Source organism: Arthrobacter sp. K410C, from assembly GCF_059090105.1.
On the sequence record NZ_JBNHFJ010000001.1, the window covers coordinates 543,700 to 562,835 of the forward strand.

The 19,136-nt window shown below is 68.5% G+C and carries 16 protein-coding genes; 6 read left to right on the forward strand and 10 right to left on the reverse strand.

Annotated elements, in window-relative coordinates; genetic code table 11:
* Positions 1 to 41 precede the first annotated feature (41 nt).
* Positions 42 to 1,283: a THUMP-like domain-containing protein gene (locus tag AC5RU7_RS02555; protein ID WP_494050946.1), complete on the forward strand. Its 1,242-nt coding sequence runs from the start codon at positions 42 to 44 to the stop codon at positions 1,281 to 1,283.
* 10 nt (positions 1,284 to 1,293) lie between these two features.
* Here AC5RU7_RS02555 and AC5RU7_RS02560 read toward each other — a convergent pair whose 3' ends face one another.
* Together AC5RU7_RS02560 and AC5RU7_RS02565 are read right to left on the reverse strand one after the other, a co-directional pair.
* On the reverse strand, positions 1,294 to 2,112 hold the full coding sequence (locus AC5RU7_RS02560) for a shikimate 5-dehydrogenase (protein ID WP_494050947.1): 819 nt from the start codon (positions 2,110 to 2,112) through the stop codon (positions 1,294 to 1,296).
* A 17-nt stretch (positions 2,113 to 2,129) separates the two neighbouring features.
* Positions 2,130 to 3,566 carry a glycoside hydrolase family 3 N-terminal domain-containing protein gene (locus AC5RU7_RS02565; protein ID WP_494051347.1) on the reverse strand — a complete coding sequence of 479 codons (1,437 nt, stop codon included), beginning with the start codon at positions 3,564 to 3,566 and terminating at the stop codon, positions 2,130 to 2,132.
* A 387-nt stretch (positions 3,567 to 3,953) separates the two neighbouring features.
* Here AC5RU7_RS02565 and AC5RU7_RS02570 point away from each other — a divergent pair, with 387 nt between their 5' ends.
* Entirely contained in the window at positions 3,954 to 5,105 is a 1,152-nt protein-coding gene (locus tag AC5RU7_RS02570) for a glutamate--cysteine ligase (RefSeq protein WP_494050948.1), read from the forward strand.
* Positions 5,106 to 5,286: 181 nt separating this feature from the next.
* On the opposite strand, the gene tsaD is transcribed toward AC5RU7_RS02570, so the two are convergent.
* From tsaD to AC5RU7_RS02600, 6 genes are all read right to left on the reverse strand, one after another.
* Complete coding sequence (tsaD, locus tag AC5RU7_RS02575) at positions 5,287 to 6,375, reverse strand: tRNA (adenosine(37)-N6)-threonylcarbamoyltransferase complex transferase subunit TsaD (RefSeq protein ID WP_494050949.1); 1,089 nt, start codon at positions 6,373 to 6,375, stop codon at positions 5,287 to 5,289.
* Positions 6,372 to 6,830: a ribosomal protein S18-alanine N-acetyltransferase gene (gene rimI, locus AC5RU7_RS02580; protein WP_494051348.1), complete on the reverse strand. Its 459-nt coding sequence runs from the start codon at positions 6,828 to 6,830 to the stop codon at positions 6,372 to 6,374. Before rimI ends, tsaD begins: the two co-directional genes overlap by 4 nt.
* A 29-nt stretch (positions 6,831 to 6,859) precedes the next feature.
* Complete coding sequence (tsaB, locus tag AC5RU7_RS02585) at positions 6,860 to 7,531, reverse strand: tRNA (adenosine(37)-N6)-threonylcarbamoyltransferase complex dimerization subunit type 1 TsaB (RefSeq protein ID WP_494050950.1); 672 nt, start codon at positions 7,529 to 7,531, stop codon at positions 6,860 to 6,862.
* Positions 7,531 to 8,115 carry a tRNA (adenosine(37)-N6)-threonylcarbamoyltransferase complex ATPase subunit type 1 TsaE gene (tsaE, locus tag AC5RU7_RS02590; RefSeq protein ID WP_494050951.1) on the reverse strand — a complete coding sequence of 195 codons (585 nt, stop codon included), beginning with the start codon at positions 8,113 to 8,115 and terminating at the stop codon, positions 7,531 to 7,533. The genes tsaB and tsaE overlap by 1 nt, the downstream gene beginning before the upstream one ends.
* Positions 8,112 to 9,347: an alanine racemase gene (gene alr / locus AC5RU7_RS02595; protein WP_494050952.1), complete on the reverse strand. Its 1,236-nt coding sequence runs from the start codon at positions 9,345 to 9,347 to the stop codon at positions 8,112 to 8,114. Before alr ends, tsaE begins: the two co-directional genes overlap by 4 nt.
* Positions 9,348 to 9,458: 111 nt before the next feature.
* Complete coding sequence (locus AC5RU7_RS02600) at positions 9,459 to 10,550, reverse strand: carbohydrate kinase family protein (protein WP_494008882.1); 1,092 nt, start codon at positions 10,548 to 10,550, stop codon at positions 9,459 to 9,461.
* A gap of 93 nt (positions 10,551 to 10,643) precedes the next feature.
* On the opposite strand from AC5RU7_RS02600, the gene AC5RU7_RS02605 reads away from it, so the two are divergent.
* The 4 genes from AC5RU7_RS02605 (at position 10,644) to AC5RU7_RS02620 (ending at position 16,354) form a co-directional block, all read left to right on the forward strand.
* Positions 10,644 to 12,050 carry a family 4 glycosyl hydrolase gene (locus AC5RU7_RS02605; protein WP_494050953.1) on the forward strand — a complete coding sequence of 469 codons (1,407 nt, stop codon included), beginning with the start codon at positions 10,644 to 10,646 and terminating at the stop codon, positions 12,048 to 12,050.
* A gap of 97 nt (positions 12,051 to 12,147) precedes the next feature.
* On the forward strand, positions 12,148 to 13,413 hold the full coding sequence (gene mshA, locus AC5RU7_RS02610; RefSeq protein WP_494050954.1) for a D-inositol-3-phosphate glycosyltransferase: 1,266 nt from the start codon (positions 12,148 to 12,150) through the stop codon (positions 13,411 to 13,413).
* Between the two features lie 75 nt (positions 13,414 to 13,488).
* Positions 13,489 to 15,165: a formate--tetrahydrofolate ligase gene (locus AC5RU7_RS02615; protein WP_494050955.1), complete on the forward strand. Its 1,677-nt coding sequence runs from the start codon at positions 13,489 to 13,491 to the stop codon at positions 15,163 to 15,165.
* Positions 15,166 to 15,469: 304 nt separating this feature from the next.
* Entirely contained in the window at positions 15,470 to 16,354 is an 885-nt protein-coding gene (locus tag AC5RU7_RS02620; protein WP_494050956.1) for an endonuclease domain-containing protein, read from the forward strand.
* 423 nt (positions 16,355 to 16,777) lie between these two features.
* Here the strand turns inward: AC5RU7_RS02620 and AC5RU7_RS02625 are convergent, their stop codons facing one another.
* Both AC5RU7_RS02625 and mgrA read right to left on the reverse strand, forming a co-directional pair.
* On the reverse strand, positions 16,778 to 17,863 hold the full coding sequence (locus tag AC5RU7_RS02625) for an inositol-3-phosphate synthase (RefSeq protein WP_494008887.1): 1,086 nt from the start codon (positions 17,861 to 17,863) through the stop codon (positions 16,778 to 16,780).
* 149 nt (positions 17,864 to 18,012) lie between these two features.
* Positions 18,013 to 19,056 (reverse strand): L-glyceraldehyde 3-phosphate reductase, encoded by a 1,044-nt coding sequence (gene mgrA, locus AC5RU7_RS02630; RefSeq protein WP_494050957.1) that lies wholly within the window; start codon positions 19,054 to 19,056, stop codon positions 18,013 to 18,015.
* Between the last annotated feature and the right edge of the window lie 80 nt (positions 19,057 to 19,136).

Genomic DNA, 19,136 nt, shown 5'->3' on the forward strand with positions numbered 1-19,136 from the left:
ATCGGCATCCCGCAGGACGCTCCTCCACTAGGCTGGAACGCATGCCCAACGCTCCCCAGGACCAGATCGCGCCGCTGCTCACCCCGGAAGGCTGGGAACTGCTGGCCTCCCTTGGACCCTACCGTGATGACGCGTCGTTCGGGTTGAATTCCGCGCTGCGCAAGGCCGGACACTCCCCCGAACTCGTGTCCGCTGCCCTCACGCAGTCACGGCTCCGCACCAGGGCCGAGGCCAAGTTCGGCGAGTTTGCCCGCCAGATGCTGTTCACCCAGGCCGGGCTGGAGCAGGCCACCCGCCTGAGCGTTGCAGCCCGCCACGCGCAGCGCTTCGCCGAAGCGGGCGTCAGCCACGTCGCAGACCTGGGCTGCGGGCTCGGCGCCGACTCCCTTGCGCTGGCTTCCCTGGACCTCACCGTCACCGCGGTGGAAAAGGACGAGACAACTGCCGCCTGCGCCACCGTGAACCTTATCCCCTTCCCGAACGCCACCGTGGTCCACGCGGACGCCACCGCGGTCCCGCTGGATGGCATCGACGGCGTGTGGCTGGACCCCGCCCGCAGGGTCACCTCCAGCTCCGGCACCACGCGCATCTGGGATCCCGAAGCCTTTTCGCCGCCGCTGTCCTTCGTGGAGTCCCTCGCGGCATCCGGAAAGGCCGTGGGGGTGAAGATGGGGCCGGGGATGCCGCATGATTCCGTGCCCGAAGGCTGTGAAGCCCAATGGGTGTCCGTGAACGGGGACGTCACCGAGGTGGCCCTGTGGTTCAACGCCGTGCGCCGCGCCGGCGTCCGCCGCTCAGCCCTGGTGCTGGGGCCAAACGGAGCAGCCGAGCTTGCCAGCGCCGATGAGTTCGGAGCCGGGCCCGCGGCGCCGGTGGGTCCGGTGGCGGGCTACCTCTACGAACCGGACGGCGCCGTCATCCGGGCGGGACTCGTGGCCGACGTCGCAAAGGAGCTCGGGGGCCACCTGGTGGACGAGCACATCGCCTACATCTGCTCCCCCGCACTTGCAGACACCCCGTTCGCGCGTGCCTACAAAGTGCTGGATGTCATGCCCTACAACGTCAAGGCGCTCAAGGCCTGGGTTAAGCAGGAACGCATCACGGTGCTGGACATCAAGAAGCGCGGCACCGCCGTCACCCCGGAGGAACTGCGGAAGCAGCTGCTGCCCGGCGGCAAGAATGCCGGCAAGAAGGGCGCCGGGAAGACAGCCACCCTGGTCCTGACCCGCATCGGGGAGGACCGGGTGGCCATCGTGGTGGAGCCGATGGCAGCCGGCACCTGAGCACCAGGTGCTACTGGGCGCGCATGAACTCCTCGGCGGCCCGCACCTGCTCAGGGGTGGGCCGCACGCCCGTGTAGAGCACGAACTGTTCCAGCGCCTGGATGGTGGCCACCTCCGCACCGGTGATCACCGGCTTGCCCGCGGCGCGGGCCGCCCGGATCAGCGGGGTCTCCGCGGGCAGCGCCACCACATCGAAGACAATCCTGGCGGCGTTGATGGCCTCGGCAGGGAACGCCACCGTTTCCGCGTCCGCCCCGCCGGCCATCCCCAGCGGGGTGACGTTGATGATCAGGTCCGCGGTGCCGCCGTCGAGCGCTGCCCGCCATTGGAAGCCGTACTGGGCGGCGAGCGCGCGTCCGGCGGCCTCGTTCCGCGCAATCACCGTGACGTCCTTGAAGCCGGCGTCCCGGAGTGCCGCCGCGGTGGCCTTGGCCATGCCGCCGGCGCCCTGGACCAGGACCGAGTAGCCGGTGGGTACCGAATTGCTGGCGAGCAGCTGTTCGATGGCCGTGTAGTCGGTGTTGTAGGCCTTGAGGTGGCCGTCCGTGTTCACGATGGTGTTAACCGAGTCGATGGCCTTGGCGGAGGGGTCCATCTCGTCAACGAGGGCGATGACGTCCTCCTTGTACGGCATGGAGATGGCGCAGCCACGGATGGCCAGCCCGCGGACCCCGGCGATGGCCTGTTCCAGGTTGGTGGGGGCGAACGCCTTGTAGATCCAGTTGAGCTCGAGCTGGTCATACAGGTGGTTGTGGAACCTGGTCCCGTTGTTGCTGGGACGGGCCGAGAGCGAGATGCAGAGAGTCATGTCTTTATTCAGAATGGGCACCTGACCATTAAACGCGCTCAGGCGGGGCAGCCCGTTCCGGCCGGTATGTTCCCGACGGCGGCAGGCAGCTTTCCGGGCGCCGGCGCCTTTCCTGCCAGCACGGCGGCGAGAGCGTCGAACGCGGCATCGCTGCGGCCGTAGAGCGCCAGCCGGACCGGCGCCGGGGAGGCCTGCAGCGTCCATGGGACGTCCAGCGCCACCTCGATGTCTCCTCCGGCGGGCCGCCCGCCGTGTCCGATGAGGTTCACCACCGGCCCCGATCCCAGGCTAAGGCCTGCCCGGGTGGCAGCGGCCTCGAAGCGTTGCCGGTCCCCCGGCCCGCCGCCTGCCACCCGGACCGCCCCCGGAACCAGCGGTCCACTGCAGGGCCCGGACACTACCGTGACGGCCGAGGCCGAGACCCGGGCGGAGACTGGTGCCGCGCTGCCGGCCGGCGTCCCTGCTGCCGGGCCTCTCCGTCCCTGCCAGACCATCATCGTGGCCACGCGCCGGGCGGCCTCGTCCAGCCGTTCAGCGGGGAGCGTCCCTGATTTGACCGCCGCAACGATGGCGGCATGGGCCTGGGCGACGTCGGCGGGCATCAGCAGCAGGTCGGCACCCGCTGCGAGCGCCATCACCGCGGCGGTTCCGCCGGGGTACTGCTTGGTCACCGCGCCCATGTTCAGGGCGTCCGTCACCGCCACACCCTTGAATCCCAGTCCGCGCAGGGCGGCATAGGTGGGAGCAGACAGCGACGCCGGGACGCCGGGTTCCAGCGCGGGCACGGCAATGTGCCCGGTCATCACCATCGGAGTTCCGGCGGCGATGGCGGCCTGGAAAGGCTTCCAGTCCCTGCCGCGGAGTTCCTCCACGCCGGCGGGCTGGACCGGCAGGTTGTGGTGGGAATCGGCCGTGACGGAACCATGCCCGGGGAAGTGCTTCACCGTGGGCAGGACACCCGCAGCCAGCATGCCCTGCGAGAACGCCACCCCGTGCACCGCAGCCGCGGCAGGGTCGGCGGACATGGACCGCGCCCCGATGGTGGGGTCCTTCGGGCCCATGGTGACGTCCGTGTCCGGGGCGAAGTCAACGTTGAAGCCCAGCGGCACCAGCTCGCCGGCCAGGCCCTGCCCCGCCTCCCTGGTCAACGCTTCGCTGCCTGCCGCGCCGTAGCTCATGGGCGCGGGCCACTCTGTCAGCGGCGGGCCGAGGCGGGCTACCAGGCCCCCTTCCTGGTCCACCCCGATCATCCCGGGCCAGGGGTTGCCATCCGCCACGGCGGCCTGGGCGAGCCGCTGGTTGATGGCGCCCATCCGGGCAAGGTCAACCCTCCCCTGCGGGTCGCGGGGAACGTTGTCACCCATGATGATGGACCCCGCCAGGTGCAGCCGCTCAACGGTGGCCGCGTGCGCCTCCACATTGAAGCCCTGGAAGAAGGGCATCAGCACCTGGCCCGCCTTCTCCTCCGGCGTCATGCCTGCCACGGCCGTGGCTGCGGCGTCCTGGTCGCGCTGTTCCGGGCCCCAGCCCAGGGGCCGGGAACCGGGGTCGGGTGCGGGGGACGCCGAGGCGGGCGCCGCCGTCGGACTCGCTGTTGCCGACGGTGACACGGTGGCGGACGGCGCCGCGGGAGACGGCGTCGACGACGGGACGGGGCCGGGCGCGGCGGTGCAGGAGGCCAATGCAACGGCGGATAATGCTGCTAAGAGGGGGAAAGTTTTGTGTGGACTGTCACGCAGGTGCTGGAACGGGGACATCATTATGATGCTACCCCTGAGCTATAGACTTGAAACACCCGTTCGCCTGCCGGCAGCAGCCCGTGAGCGGCGCCCGCCAGCCGCAACAGGACAGTAAGGAAACGCGTGAAGATCGACTTCGCTTCATCGAGGCAGTCAACCCTCGGTGTCGAATGGGAACTCGCGCTGGTGGACGGCAAAACCGGTGAGCTCGCATCCGTGGCCAACGAGGTGCTGCGCGGTGTGGTGGACCGCCATCCCGAACTGAACGAGGACGACGAGCACCCGCACATCAAGCAGGAACTGCTGCTGAATACGGTGGAACTCGTCACCGGAATCTGTGAGACGGCCGCCGAGGCAAAACAGGACCTGAACCGGTCCCTTGCCGCCGTCCGGGAGATCACCGACCCCATGGGCGTGGAACTGTTCTGCGCCGGCAGCCACCCGTTCAGCCCGCCGCAGCTGCAGCCGGTGACGGACAAAGCCCGCTACGCCAAGCTGATCGACCGCACCCAGTGGTGGGGCCGGCAGATGGTGATTTACGGCGTGCACGTGCACGTGGGGCTGGACCGGCGCGACAAAGCCCTGCCGGTCTTGGACGGGCTGGTCAACTACTTCCCGCACTTCCAGGCACTGTCCGCTTCCAGCCCGTTCTGGGGCGGCGAGGACACCGGCTATGCGTCCCAGCGTGCCCTGATGTTCCAGCAGCTGCCCACCGCCGGCCTGCCGTTCCAGTTCCCGTCCTGGGCGGAATACGAGTCCTACGTCCAGGACATGTTCACCACGGGCGTGATCGACACCCTCTCCGAGATCCGCTGGGACATCCGTCCCGTGCCGAACCTGGGCACCATCGAAATGCGCATCTGCGACGGCCTGGCAACCCTGGAGGAAGTGGGCGCCATCGCCGCCCTCACCCAGTGCCTCGTGGACGAATTTTCCACCATCCTGGACAACGGCGGCAGCATTCCCACCATGCCGCCGTGGCACGTCCAGGAGAACAAATGGCGGGCCGCCCGCTACGGCATGGACGCCATCATCATCCTGGACGCCGCCGGCAAGGAGCAGCTGGTGACCGACCACCTGCTGGAAACGCTGAACCGGCTGGAACCGGTGGCCGCGAAGCTGCGCTGCTCCGACGAACTGGCGGACGTTGAAAAGATCATCCGCCGCGGGGCCGGCTACCAGCGCCAGCGCCGGGTGGCAGCTGAACGCGGTGGGGACCTCCAGGCCGTGGTCCTGGACCTGGTCAAGCAGATGCGGAACGGCCCCACCGCCTGACCCCCTTTCGACGCGCGCTCACTTATGGCGGCCTCATCGCAAACGCGCGCTCACTCATGGCGGCCCCACGGCCAACGCGCGCTCACCTTGGACAGCAGCAGTGAGCGGGGGTTAGCGCATTAGCGACCACGAGTGAGCGGGGTTTCAGGTTTAGCAACCACAAGTGAGCGGGCGTTCGGGTTTAGGCCGGGAGGGACACCGAGGTCACCGGCAGGGACGAGTCCGGGGCGAAGCTGATTCCGCTGGGGGCAATGCCTGCCATCACCAGCTGCGCGCCGAGGGCGGCCACCATGGCTCCGTTGTCCGTGCAGAGATCCAGCGGCGGCACGTGGAGCCTGATGCCGGCCGACGCACAGCGCTGGCCGGTCAGCTCCCGGAGCCGTGAGTTGGCCGCCACGCCGCCGCCCAGCAGGACGTCCTTGATGCCGTGTTCCCGGCAAGCCAGCACGGCCTTGGACGAAATGATGTCCACCACGGCTTCCTGGAACGCGGCGGCGATGTCCGCCACCGGGATCTCCTCGCCGCGGGCTTCGAACTGCTCAACGCAGCGGGCCACGGCGGTCTTCAGTCCGCTGAAGGACCAGTCGTAGCGGTGTGGGCCCGGCTCTTCGGCAGTGCCCATGTACTTTGGCTGGCTGAGGCCACGGGGGAAACGGATCGCCTTGGGGTTGCCGGTGCGGGCCACCTTGTCGATGACCGGGCCGCCAGGATAGCCCAGGCCCAGGATGCGGGCCACCTTGTCGTAGGCCTCCCCCGCGGCGTCGTCGATGGTGGAGCCCAGCAGGACCACGTCATCGGTAATGCTGTTGATTCTCAGGATCTCCGTGTGCCCGCCGGACACCAGCAGCGCGCCGAGGTTTTCCGGCAGCTGCGGCGCCTTGCCGTCTTTGCCGTCCAGCAGCCCCACGCCCACGTGCGCCACCAGGTGGTTGATGGCATACAGCGGTTTGCCGGTGGCCACGGCCAGGGCTTTGGCGGCGCAGACCCCCACCATCAGGGCGCCGGCGAGTCCGGGTCCGGAGGTGACTGCGATGGCGTCCACCTCGTCCAGGGTGACCCCGGCGTCGGACAACGCCTGCTCCAGCGTCGGAACGAAGGCGTCCAGGTGCGCCCGCGAGGCGATTTCGGGGATGACGCCGCCGAAGCGGACGTGCTCGTCCATCGACGAGGACACGGTGTTGGTCAGGAGGGTGGTCCCCCGGACCACGCCGACGCCGGTCTCGTCGCAGGACGACTCAATGCCCAGGACCAGTGGCTGGGTGCGGTTCATGGCTGGTTTCCTTCGTGTGTTTCCGCGTCGCCGGTGAGCTGGAGCCGCATTATCAGGGCGTCGACGCCGTCGCGGTAATAGCGCGGGCGGATGTGGATCTGCTCGAATCCGAAGCGCAGGTACAGCCGCTGCGCGCGGGGGTTATCGGCCCGCACCTCCAGGAGGACGTCCGCCGCGTTCCGGCGGCGTGCCTCGTCAATGAGGCCGGTCAGCAGCGTGCTGCCGATGCCCCGTCCCTCATAGCCGGGAACGACGGCGATGGTCTGGACGTCCGCGATGGGTTCAATGCACATAAGCCCGGCGTAGCCCACGATGCCCTCTTCGCTTTCGGCCACGAAATACCGCCGGGTCTCCGGCTGGGCCAGTTCGTCGAGGAACATCTGCAGCGGCCACGCATCCACGGGGAAGAGCTGCTGTTCCAGGGCATTCACGGCCGGCACGTCGTCGAGGGTCATGTCGCGCACGGTGACGTTTGAGGCTTCGTTCACAGGGCCCTCTTCCTGGGTCCGGGGACCTGCGCATCGGACTCGCGGAGGTACAGCGGCGTGGAGTCCAGGAGGCCGTTGCCGGCGGCCAGACGGGCCAGCGCGAACTGGCCCAGGTACAGGGCGTCGGGCTGTTCCTGCGCGAAGTCCGGGTCCGCCTGCAGGGTGCCTGCATAGAGGCCCGCTCCCGCCCCAAATGCCGGCAGGTCCGGCAGGTCCGCGGCGAAGTTCACGTGCGGCCCGTCGTCGAGCCGGGGCAACTGCCCTTCAGCCAGGGTGTAGCGGGCCCAGTAGACCTCCTTGCGGCGGGCGTCCGTCACCACCAGGAATTCGGCCGGGGCCGCGGTGGATTCCGCCACCTCCAGGGCCACGGCGTCCAGGCTCATCAGCCCGTGCAGCGGTTTGCCCCAGACGAAGGCGAGGGTGCGTGCTGTCGCGATTCCGGACCTGAGGCCGGTGAAAGGACCGGGCCCCACACCCACCACCAGGGCGTCGATGTCCTGCCCGGTGACGCCGGCCGTGGCAAGCATGTCCTCGATCCCCGGCGCCAGCACCTCGGCGTGGCTGCGGGTGTCTTCCGTGGAGAAGCTGGCCACCACGCCCTCCAGCGCGTCATCGGAGACGAGCGCGGCGCTGGCCACGGCGGAGGTATCGATCGCAAGGATCAGCATCAGTTGTTCCCTTCGGCGGTGCCCAGCCCGGGCGGGGCCGGCCAGCGCGGGCCGTATCCGCGCATGACGATAGTGCGCGGCTCGTCCGTGTCGTCGGTGTCGAAGTCGAGGCCTCCCGCGGCGGAGGGCCCGGGGGCGGCCAGCCCGATAGCGCGGTGCAGGTCGATTTCCAGCCGGCTTTCGCTCAGGTGCTCCACCCGGTCCTGCCCCCACTCCACCACCGTCACGGACGAATCCATGGTGTTTTCCAGGTCGATGTCGTCGATCTCCGCGGCGGAGCCGAGGCGGTAGGCGTCCACGTGGACCAGGTCCGGGCCGCCGGGCCGTGGGCCTTCCGGCAGGTTGGGGTGGATGCGGACCAGGACGAACGTGGGCGAGATGATGCCGGCGCGGACGCCCAGCCCCTCCCCCAGGCCCTGCGTGAAGGTGGTCTTGCCGGCACCCAGCTCGCCGGAGAGCACCAGCAGGTCCCCGGCCTCCAGTTGCCCGGCAAGCCGGGCGCCCAGCGCATGGGTCTGTTCCGCCGTCGCCGCGGTGAAGGTCTTTTCCCAGTTGGGCAGTGTGGCCTGTTCGACGGCGGTCACGCGGCTCCCCCGGTCTGCAGGGCGGCCGCGTGCCGGCCCCCGGACGTGTCCTGTTCGTTGATGAAGCGGCGCGGAACCCGGGGGCTGATCCGTGTCACGATCTCATAGTTGATGGTCCGGGCGGCGCGGGCCCAGTCATCGGCAGTGGGACCGCCGTCGTCGCCGCTGCCGAACAGTTCGGCTTCCGCACCCAGCAGGCCGGCACCGGCGGGACCCGTATCCCCAAGGTCGATCACCATCTGGTCCATGGCGATCCTGCCCACCACGGGATAGGTCCGGCCGGCCACGCGGACGGGGCCGCCGGTGGCGATGCGGGGGATGCCGTCGGCGTAGCCCACGGGGATCAGGGCCAGGGTGCTGCGGCCGGTGGTGTGGTAGCGGAGGCCGTAGGAGACGCCCTGTCCGTCCGGCACTTCCTTGCACTGGGACACCAGGGTCCGGAATGTCATGGCCGGCCGCAGCCCGAGTTCCGCGGAAGTCTGGCCGTCGAAGGGTGAGAGCCCGTAAATGCCCAGGCCGGCGCGGACCAGGTCGAAGTGGGTGTCCGGCCGGGAAAGCGTGGCGGGGGTGTTGGCCAGGTGGCGGACCTCGGGGTCCACCCCGGCGTCCTCGGCAACAGCCAGGGCCTCGCGGAATGCCGCCAGCTGCTGGTCCGTTTCGGGCCGGTCCGGTTCATCGGCCACGGCCAGGTGGGAGAAGATGCCCACCACCCGCAGCAGGCCCTGGTCCTGGTATTCCATGGCCTCGCCCACCAGCTGGTCCCAGGTCTCGAGCGTGGCGCCGTTGCGGCCCAGGCCGGTATCGACTTTCAGGTGCACCCGGGCCGGGCGTTCCTGCTCCCGGGCGGCCGCCACAATGCGGTCCAGTTCCCAGCCGGAGCACCCGATATCGACGCCGGCGGCTACCGCAGCCCCGAAGTTGCTGTCCACCGTGTGCAGCCAGGCGAGCAGCGGGGCCTCAATACCGGCGGCCCGCAGAGCCAGGGCCTCCGAGATGTGGGCCACGCCCAGCCAGGAGGCACCCGCTTCGATGGCTGCGCGGGCCACGGGAACGGCGCCATGTCCGTACGCATCGGCTTTCACAACTGCCATGACCTTCGCCGGGGAGGCGGCGGCTGCGAGCCGGCGGACGTTGTGCCGGATGGCGTCCAGGTCGATCACGGCGGACCGCTCGTGGCGCGGGTCCGGGCCGGGAGCACCGCTGAATTCACCGGTTGTTGCGGGGTATGTCACCTTAGTGATTCTAGTGCGGGCGGTTCCGGCCGAATAATCACGGCGGTGCGGGCGGGTTTCCCGGAACCGGTTGGGGCGCCGGGGGGCCTGCCGGTTCGCCGCCGTCGGGGGCTAAGCGTCCGAGAGGTGGGCGATGGTGGCCGAGGCCCTCCGCTGGGCGGCGAGCGGGACGTCCTGGATGATCTCCGCGAGGAACCCGAAACGGCGAAGCCACTGGCTCATTTGCCGCTCGGGCCGCGCGTTGGCGCGCTTCCACCAGTCGGCGATGTCGCCCCAGCCCGGGGCGGCGAGCGAGCCGCCCACTTCCTGCACCGCGAGCGAGGCGCACAGGTTCGCGAACCGCAGCCTGTTCCCCAGTGGCCAGCCGGCCAGGCTGCCCACAATGAACGCGGCGTCGAAACAGTCACCTGCGCCGGTGGGATCGAAGGCCTTGACGGGCAGGGCGGGCACCCACTCCTCCTCCCCGGTTTCCGAATCCACCGCCATGGCACCCTGCGGGCCGAGCGTCACCACGGCAACCGGAACCCGGTCAGCCAGTGCATACAGCGCCGTCCACGGATCGTCCTTGCCGGTGAAGGCCATGGCCTCGCGCTGGTTGGGCAGGAACGCGTGGAAATACTGCAGGTTCTCCAGCCGGACCGGCGCCCACTCCCCGGTGGGGTCCCAGCCGACGTCGCCGAACAGCTTGACTCCCGCCTGGTGCGCCGCCTTGGCCCAGGGCTCCACCTCCACCCCCACCTCCGCGATTCCGGCGAGCGCGGGCGGCGGGGTGCCGATCAGTTCGGAGGACGTCACCGGGGCGGCGTGGCCGTGCGTCACCATGGACCGGTCCTTCTCCACGCACAGCGAGACCGTCACCGGCGAGTGCCAGCCGGGGACGCGCCTGGACAGGCTGAGGTCCACATGTTCCTGGCTGGAGAGGATCTTCCAGTTGAAGTCCCCGTAGCCGTCGTCACCGAACGCCGCCGCGAGGCCTGTCCGGAGCCCCAGGCGGGCCGCGGCGATGGCCTGGTTGGCGACGCCGCCGGGGCAGCTGCCCATGCCGTCGCTCCAGATTTCGGTGCCCGGTTCCGGGCCGTGGGGCAGCCCAGTGAAGATGATGTCCTGGAAGACGGTCCCCGCCAGGAGGACGTCGAACCCCGGCTCGTCGGGCGAGCGGACCGCAGCCAGGGGGTCGAAGGGGCGGGCAGGGATGGCGTCCATGCCCGGCACGATACGCCCTGCCACCGACATCCGGAAGTACATGCCCCCGCTTTGTGCGGTTATGCGGGAGGGCGCAGGCCTAGACTGCTGGGTATGCGGCTCCTCATTGCCGGCGGCGGCGGTTTCCGGGTGCCGCTGATCTACCGGGCGCTGGCTTCCGGCCGTTTCGCCGGGCTGGTCACCGACCTGGTGCTGTACGACGTCGACCCCTCCCGCCTGGCCGCCGTCACCGCCGTCCTGCGCAGCATGCCCGCCGGCCCGGGTGCAGCCCCTCCGGTCCGTGCCACTGCGTCGCTTCCGGACGCGCTGGCCGGCACGCAGCTGGTGTTTGCGGCCGTCCGGCCGGGCGGCACCGCGGGCCGGGTCGCTGATGAGAAGGTGGCCCAGGACCTCGGGCTGCTGGGGCAGGAGACTACGGGCGCCGGCGGTATTTCCTACGCTCTGCGGACCATTCCGCACATGCTCCAACTGGCCCGGCAGATGCAGGAGCACAGCCCGGATGCCTGGCTGGTCAATTTCACCAACCCGGCCGGCATGGTCACCGAGGCCCTGGTTCCGGTGCTCGGTTCCAGGGTTATCGGCATCTGCGATTCGGCGGGCGGCCTGGTGCAGCGGGCGGCGCGGGCTGCGGGCGTGGCGCTGCCGGACGGCCGGCTCGACGGCGTGGGCTACTACGGGCTGAACCACCTGGGCTGGCTGTACCGGCTGGAGTCCGGCGGCCGCGACGTCCTGCCGAACCTGCTCGCTGATCCACAGGCGCTGCAGTCCTTCGAGGAGGGCAGGCTTTTTCCACAGCCCTTCTTGGCCGGGCTGGGCGCGCTTCCCAACGAGTACCTCTACTACTATTACCGGCTGGACGCCGCGCGGCAGGCGATGCGGGCCATGCCCAGCACGCGCGGGGAGTCCATCCACCGGCAGCAGCAGGAGCTGTATCCGCGGCTCGCTGCCGCCGGTGCTGACGCTTACCGGCTGTGGGAAGAGGCGCGCCGTTCCCGCGAGGAGGGTTACCGGGCTGAGGCCCGGGCCAGCGGCGAACAGCGGGACGAAGGTGACCTGGCCGGCGGCGGCTATGAGCGGGTTGCGCTGGCCGCCATGCGCGCCCTGTCCGGGGCCGGGGACACCCAGCTGATCCTGAACACGCGCAACTCCCTGCCCGCCGCGTCCAGGGGTGCCGCGGCTGAAGCACCCGCTGCCCGGGCCGCCATTCCCGGGCTGCCGGCGGACGCCGTCGTCGAACTTCCCTGCACGGTGACTCCCGACGGCGCGCAGCCGCTGCCGCAGGCGCAACCGGAAAAAGAGCAGCTGGAGCTGCTCCGCCGGGTCAAGGAGGTGGAACGGCTCACGGTCCAGGCGGCAACGGAGGGCAACCGGGACGCGGCCCTGGCGGCGTTTACCCGGCATCCCCTGGTCGATTCGCCGCACCTGGCTGCGGACCTGCTCACCGGCTACGAACACGCCTTTCCGGAGCTGCGGAAGTTGTGGGGCGGGGGCGGCGGCTGACACACAACGGCGGGCGTTAAGGGTAAGGAGTAGTGTTTTATCGAACGCCCACTGATCCGGCGCGCACAGTACGAGCCGGCGGCCGGAAGGAGGTCCCGTGGCATTGATCCGCAGGGTCGCTTTACTCTCCCTCCACACCTCCCCCATGGAGCAGCCGGGGTCCGGTGACGCCGGCGGCATGAACGTCTATATCCGTGAACTTGCCTCCGCCCTCGCCGAAGCGGGCGTTGAAGTGGAGATCTTTACCCGCGCCACCTCCGCCGGCCAGCCCGCCGTCGAGCATCCCGATCCCGGTGTCTGCGTGCACAACGTCCTGGCCGGGCCGCCCCGGAAGATCCCCAAGGAGGAACTTCCCGGGCTCCTGCACAGCATGGTGGCCGAGATCGAACAGATCCGACGCCGGCAGCCGCACGGACGGTACGACGTCATCCACTCCCACTACTGGGTGTCCGGGATCGCGGGCCTGGAGTTGTCCGAGCTGTGGGGCGTTCCGCTGGTCCACACCATGCACACCATGGCCAAGGTGAAGAACCTGCTGCTGGAGTCCGGCGAGCAGCCCGAGCCGCGGCGGCGTGAGCTGGGCGAGCACCGGATTGTGGACGGCGCGGCGCGGCTGATCGCGAACACCAGTTCAGAGGCCGCCGAACTGGTGTCCCACTACGGCGCCACGTACGACCGGATCGATATCGCCCCGCCTGGCGTGGACCTGGGCACCTTCACCCCGGCATTCCGTGCCCGTTCCCGGGCCAACCGGGGCGTCGCTCCCCGCACGTTCCATCTGCTGTTTGCCGGCCGTATCCAGCGGCTAAAAGGCCCCCATGTACTGGTCGATGCTGCCGCCCTGCTGCGGCGCCGGCGCCCGGACATCGACCTGCGGCTCACCATCCTGGGATCGCTGAGCGGCAACAAGGAGTTCAACCTGCGCCGGTGGATTTCCGAGGCCGGAATAGACGACGTCGTCACCCAGCTTCCGCCAGTCAAGGCAGCGGAGCTTGCGGAATGGTTCCGCGCGGCGGACGTTGTGGTGATGCCATCCTTCAGCGAATCCTTCGGACTGGTGGCGCTGGAAGCCCAGGCCTGCGGCACGCCGGTGGTGGCCACCCGGGTGGGCGGGCTTTCACGGGCGATCTTCCATGGCCGCACCGGGCTGCTCGTTGACGGGCACCACGCCGCGGATTGGGCCGACGCCCTGGAAGCCCTGTACGACGACCCCGCCACCAGGGAGGACATGGGGCGGGCCGCCGCCATCCGTGCCCAGAACTCCGGCTGGTCCCGCACCGCCGCCATCACGCTCGAAAGCTACCACGCCGCCGTCGAGCATCATGTGGGGCACCGGCTGGTGCCGGCCGTTCCGGCATCCTGAGGGACCCCGGCGCGGCCGGGGCTTGGGCCGGCGTTCCCGGGGTACGTTACCTGTGACGCACAGGAAAGGACGACGATGTCTCGCTTCCCCTCCGACCTTGAGATAGCCCGGGCCGCGCGGATCCGGCCGATTCCGGAGATCGCCGCCGCCGCGGGGATCAACGCCGATGCGGTGGAGCTCTACGGCCGGTTCAAGGCGAAGATCGACCCCGCCCGGCTGGACGCCCCGCCGCCGGCGGGGAAGGTGGTGCTGGTCTCGGCCATGTCCCCCACGCCCGCGGGTGAAGGGAAATCCACCACCACCGTTGGCCTCGCCGACTCGTTGGCCCGGGCCGGGCACAAGGTGATGATCGCCCTCCGCGAGCCGTCGTTGGGCCCCGTCCTGGGCATGAAGGGCGGTGCCACCGGCGGCGGGCTGTCCCAGGTCCTGCCCATGGACGAGATCAACCTCCACTTCACCGGCGACTTCCACGCGATCACCTCGGCCAACAATGCCCTGATGGCGCTGGTGGACAACCACATCTTCCAGGGCAACGCCTTGAACATCGATCCCCGGCGCATGACCTTCAAGCGGGTCCTGGACATGAACGACCGGGCTCTGCGGGAAGTGGTGATCGGACTCGGCGGGCCCTCCCAGGGGGTTCCCCGGCAGGACGGTTTCGACATCACCGTGGCGTCCGAAATCATGGCCGTCTTCTGCCTGGCCGCGGACCTCGCCGACCTCCGCGAGCGCCTGGGCCGGATCACGTTCGGCTACACCTTCGACCGCTCTCCGGTGACCGTGGCCGATCTCGGCGTGCAGGGTGTACTCACGTTACTCCTGAAGGAGGCCGTTAAGCCCAACCTGGTGCAGACCATCGCCGGCACCCCCGCCCTGGTCCACGGCGGCCCGTTCGCCAACATCGCCCACGGCTGCAACTCTCTGATCGCCACCCAGACGGCACGGCGGCTGGCGGACATCGTGGTGACCGAGGCCGGCTTCGGCGCCGACCTTGGCGCGGAGAAGTTCATGGACATCAAGGCCCGCACTGGCGGCCTGGCGCCTTCCGCCGTCGTGGTAGTGGCCACGGTGCGGGCCCTGAAGATGCAGGGCGGGATGGCCAAGGACCAGCTGACCCGCCCGGACCTCGCAGCGCTCGAAGCCGGGGTGCCCAACCTGCGCCGGCATCTGCGGAACGTGGAGAAGTTCGGCGTTACTCCCGTTGTGGCCATCAACAAATTCGGCCTCGATTCACAGGAGGAACTGGACTGGCTGCTGTCATGGTGCGCGGCGGAGGGAGTGCATGCTGCGGTGGCGGATGTGTGGGGGCGCGGCGGCGGAGGGGACGGCGGGGACGAGCTTGCAGCCAAGGTGGCGGAAGTGGTGGCGGCGCCGAACAGTTTCCGGCACCTGTACCCGCTGGAGCTGTCTGTGGAGGACAAGATCCGGACCATTGCGCAGGAGATTTACGGGGCTGACGGCGTGGACTTTTCCGTGCCGGCGCTGAAGCGGCTGGCCGACATCGGGCGGAACGGCTGGTCCGGGCTGCCGGTGTGCATGGCCAAGACCCAGTACTCCTTCACGGACGACGCCTCCCGGCTCGGCGCCCCCAAGGGTTTCACCATCCACGTGCGGGACCTGCTGCCCAAGACCGGCGCGGGTTTCATCGTGGCGCTCACCGGCGCGGTGATGACCATGCCGGGCCTCCCCGCCGTCCCCGCGGCCCTGCGCATGGACGTGGACGACGCCGGCAACCCGGTCGGCCTCACCTAACCCCTCCCCCAACGCCCGCTCACCCAAGGCGGCTCACAGCCCAACCCCCGCTCACCTAAGGCGCTCACACCCCAACCCCCGCTCACCTAAGGCGCTCACACCCCAACCCCCGCTCACCTAAGGTGGCTGAAGGCCCAACGGGCTCGCACTCTCCGTCGCCCGACACCAACGGGAACCGGGCTTGTGGATAACTTCAGAGGCTAGTCGGCTGAATCGATAAGAATGCAGTATGCGCAGCAGCCCCCCGTTACCCATGCACCTGGCAGCCAGACCGTTCACTGTCGAAACTGCCAAGGGTGCCAAGTTGACCCGCGACCGGCTGCGGCGTGATGACGTCGAGCCCGTAAGCCGCGGCCTTTATCGTCCTGTCTCCTGGGATTTCAACCTTGAGGATGCGGCCCGTGCTTGTCCGAAGCAACACCCGGGGCGTGGATTTCTCACGTCACGGCAGCGCGGCTTCGAAATTCATGCCTACCCCCCGTGGCTTTCAGACTCCAACGAACTCCATCTCAGCAAACCCAAGGCCCTTCCAGGTGCTCGCAGAAAGGGGATCCATGGTCATAGGGTCATTGTCGGACCCGATGAAGTCGAGTTGGTAGACGGAATCTGGCTGAGCACTCGTGCCCGCACCTGGCTGGACATGGCACGAATTCTGCCCCTCAATGTCCTCGTGGCTCTAGGTGATGAGCTAATTCGAATGCCCCGCCCTGACTTCGAAGGCAGGGCAGACGCCTATGCTTGCGTCCCGGATCTCAAGGCAATGGTTGCACGACACCCGAATCTGCAGGGGGTCGTCCGTGCCCGGGAGGCGCTTGACCTGATGCGCGTCGGTTCGGATTCGGCGCCGGAAACTTTCCTCCGCCTGGCCATGCTGGATGCCGGCCTTCCGGAGCCCGAGTTGCAGGTACGCCTTCGACCGGACGAAAGCCGTTCTCCATCTGCGGACCTCGGGTACCGTCGGCGCAGGGTCGCGATCCAGTACGACGGCGGCCATCACCTTCAAGAGCCGCAGCGCCTCAGCGATCGGCGCAGAAACAGGGCCTTTGAAGCGGCAGGATGGACGGTGCTTGTCTTCGACAAAGCTGACTTCGAGGACTGCTTTTCCGCCGCGATCAAGCAAATCAAGCGCGCTGCGAGAACGTCAGATTTTGACCCAGCTGCCTCGTCGGGTTTTGCGCCTGCACTCTAATGCCATCACATCTCGGCTTATCGGACGATGGCGTCCCTCACCCGGCGTTGCCTGCGCGTGTTGAGAGGGTGGCCCGAGGGACCGGGGGCCCATAGAGGATACAGCAGGACTGCGGCGGCAGGCGCCGTCGGAAGAAAACGAAACTGGCAGGACGGAAAGCGCGGCGCCCGCAAGGCTGACCGCCGCCGTCGGGATGCAGATGCATTCGAAGGTGACGCTGGAGCTCCTGACCCTGGCATGCGCCGGTTACCCACTCCGCCGTCGGAATGATACAGCCGTCCCTTAACTGTCGAACGCTCCCCCGTCAGATAAACGGAGGAGCGTTCGGAGAACCTCACGAGTGAGCGCGCGTTCCAAGGAAGCCCGCCACAAGTGAGCGCGCGTTCCATGGAAACCCGCCACAAGTGAGCGCGCGTTGGGGGGTTAGCGCTCCAGGTCGCCGCGGATGAAGGCTTCCACCTTTTCGCGGGCGAGGTCGTCGTTGAACTGCTCCGGCGGGGACTTCATGAAGTAGCTCGAGGCGGACAGCAGCGGGCCGCCGACGCCGCGGTCCAGGCCGATCTTGGCGGCGCGGATGGCGTCGATGATCACGCCGGCGGAGTTGGGCGAGTCCCAGACCTCCAGCTTGTACTCCAGCGAGACGGGGGCGTCACCGAAGTTGCGGCCCTCGAGGCGGACGAACGCCCACTTGCGGTCGTCGAGCCACTGGACGTAGTCGGACGGGCCGATGTGGACGTCCTTCGCTGCCAGCTCTGCCTCGACGTTGGACGTGACGGCCTGGGTCTTGGAGATCTTCTTGGACTCCAGGCGGTCGCGTTCCAGCATGTTCTTGAAGTCCATGTTGCCGCCGACGTTCAGCTGGTACGTGCGGTCCAGGGTGACGCCGCGGTCCTCGAACAGCTTGGCCATGACGCGGTGCGTGATGGTGGCGCCGATCTGGCTCTTGATGTCGTCACCAACGATCGGCACACCGGCTGCGGTGAACTTGTCGGCCCACTCCTTGGTGCCGGCGATGAAGACGGGCAGGGCGTTGACGAAGGCAACGCCGGCGTCAATGGCAGCCTGGGCGTAGAACTCGGCAGCATCCTGGGAACCGACGGGAAGGTAGCAGACCATAACGTCAACCTTGGCGTCCTTGAGGGCCTGGACCACGTCAACGGGTTCTTCGGTGGACTCCTCGATGGTCTCGAGGTAGTACCTGCCTAGCCCGTCCAGGGTATGGCCGCGCTGGACGGTCACGCCGGTGGGCGGCACGTCGGCGATCTTGATGGTGTTGTTTTCGCTGGCCAGGATGGCGTCGGCCAGGTCGTGCCCGACCTTCTTGCCGTCGACGTCGAACGCGGCGACGAATTCAACATCACCCACGTGGTACTGGCCGAACTCAACGTGCATCAGGCCCGGGATGGTGCTGTTGGGGTCGGCATCCTTGTAGTACTGGACGCCCTGGACCAGCGAAGCGGCGCAGTTGCCTACGCCGACGATGGCAACACGGATCGGATGTGAAGACACGGAACTCCTTTGAGGACAAAACGTCAGCCGGCCGGGGTGCGTCGGGGAGGATTGCGACGGCGGCCGGCTGGTACGGCGCCGCGCGGCGCCTTTTCATACTACCCAACAGCGCGGGACGGGGCATTGTTCCCGGTCCCGCGCTTTAACAATCAGGAAACAGGCTGCTTCCAGAGATTGATGTCGGATTCGACGGCGAATTCGTCGATGGCCGTCAGTTCATCGGACGTGAAGTCCAGGTTGTCGATGGCGGCCAGCGAGTCTTCCAGCTGGCGGACGCTGGAAGCGCCGATCAGCGCGGACGTCACCGGGGAGCCCTTGGGCTGGTCGCGCAGGATCCAGGCGATCGCCATCTGCGCCAGGGACTGTCCGCGGCCCTCGGCGATGGCGTGGAGCCCGCGGATCCGGTCCAGCTTCTCGTCCGTGATGGCGTCCTCGGACAGGAAACGGGCTTTCGCAGCGCGGGAGTCGGCGGGAATGCCGTTGAGGTACCGGTTGGTCAACATGCCCTGGGCCAGGGGCGAAAACGCGATGGACCCGGCGCCCACCTGGTCGAGGACCTCGTACAGGTTAGGCGAACCGTCCTCGGTCCAGCGGTTGAGCATGGAGTAGCTGGGCTGGTGGATCAGCAGCGGCGTACCCAATTCCTTAAGGATCCGGGCGGCCTCGACGGTCTGCTCCGGGGTGTAGGAGGAGATGCCAGCGTAAAGGGCCTTGCCGGAGCGGACGGCGTAGTCCAGGGCCCCCATGGTTTCCTCCAGCGGGGTCTCCGGATCGGGCCGGTGACTGTAGAAGATGTCCACGTAGTCCAGGCCCATCCGCTGCAGGGACTGGTCCAGGCTGGAGATGAGGTACTTGCGGGAACCCCACTCTCCGTAGGGCCCGGGCCACATGTAGTACCCAGCCTTGGTGGAGATGACCAGCTCGTCACGGTAGGGCTTGAAGTCGTCCTGCAGGTGCCGGCCGAAGTTGGTCTCCGCCGAGCCGTCCGGCGGACCGTAGTTGTTGGCGAGGTCGAAGTGGTTCACGCCGAGGTCGAACGCGCGGCGGAGGATGGCGCGCTGTTCATCAAAGCGCTTGTCGTCGCCGAAGTTGTGCCACAGGCCCAGCGAGATTGCCGGAAGCTTCAGGCCGCTGCGACCGACGCGGCGGTAGGGCATGGAATCGTAGCGGTCCCCCGCTGCAGAAAAAGTCATACGTTCCATCCTGCCAGCTGTGATCCCCGTAACATGACAACGATGGAAAGTTACGCCGCGGGCTGACAAATGCCGGCCCG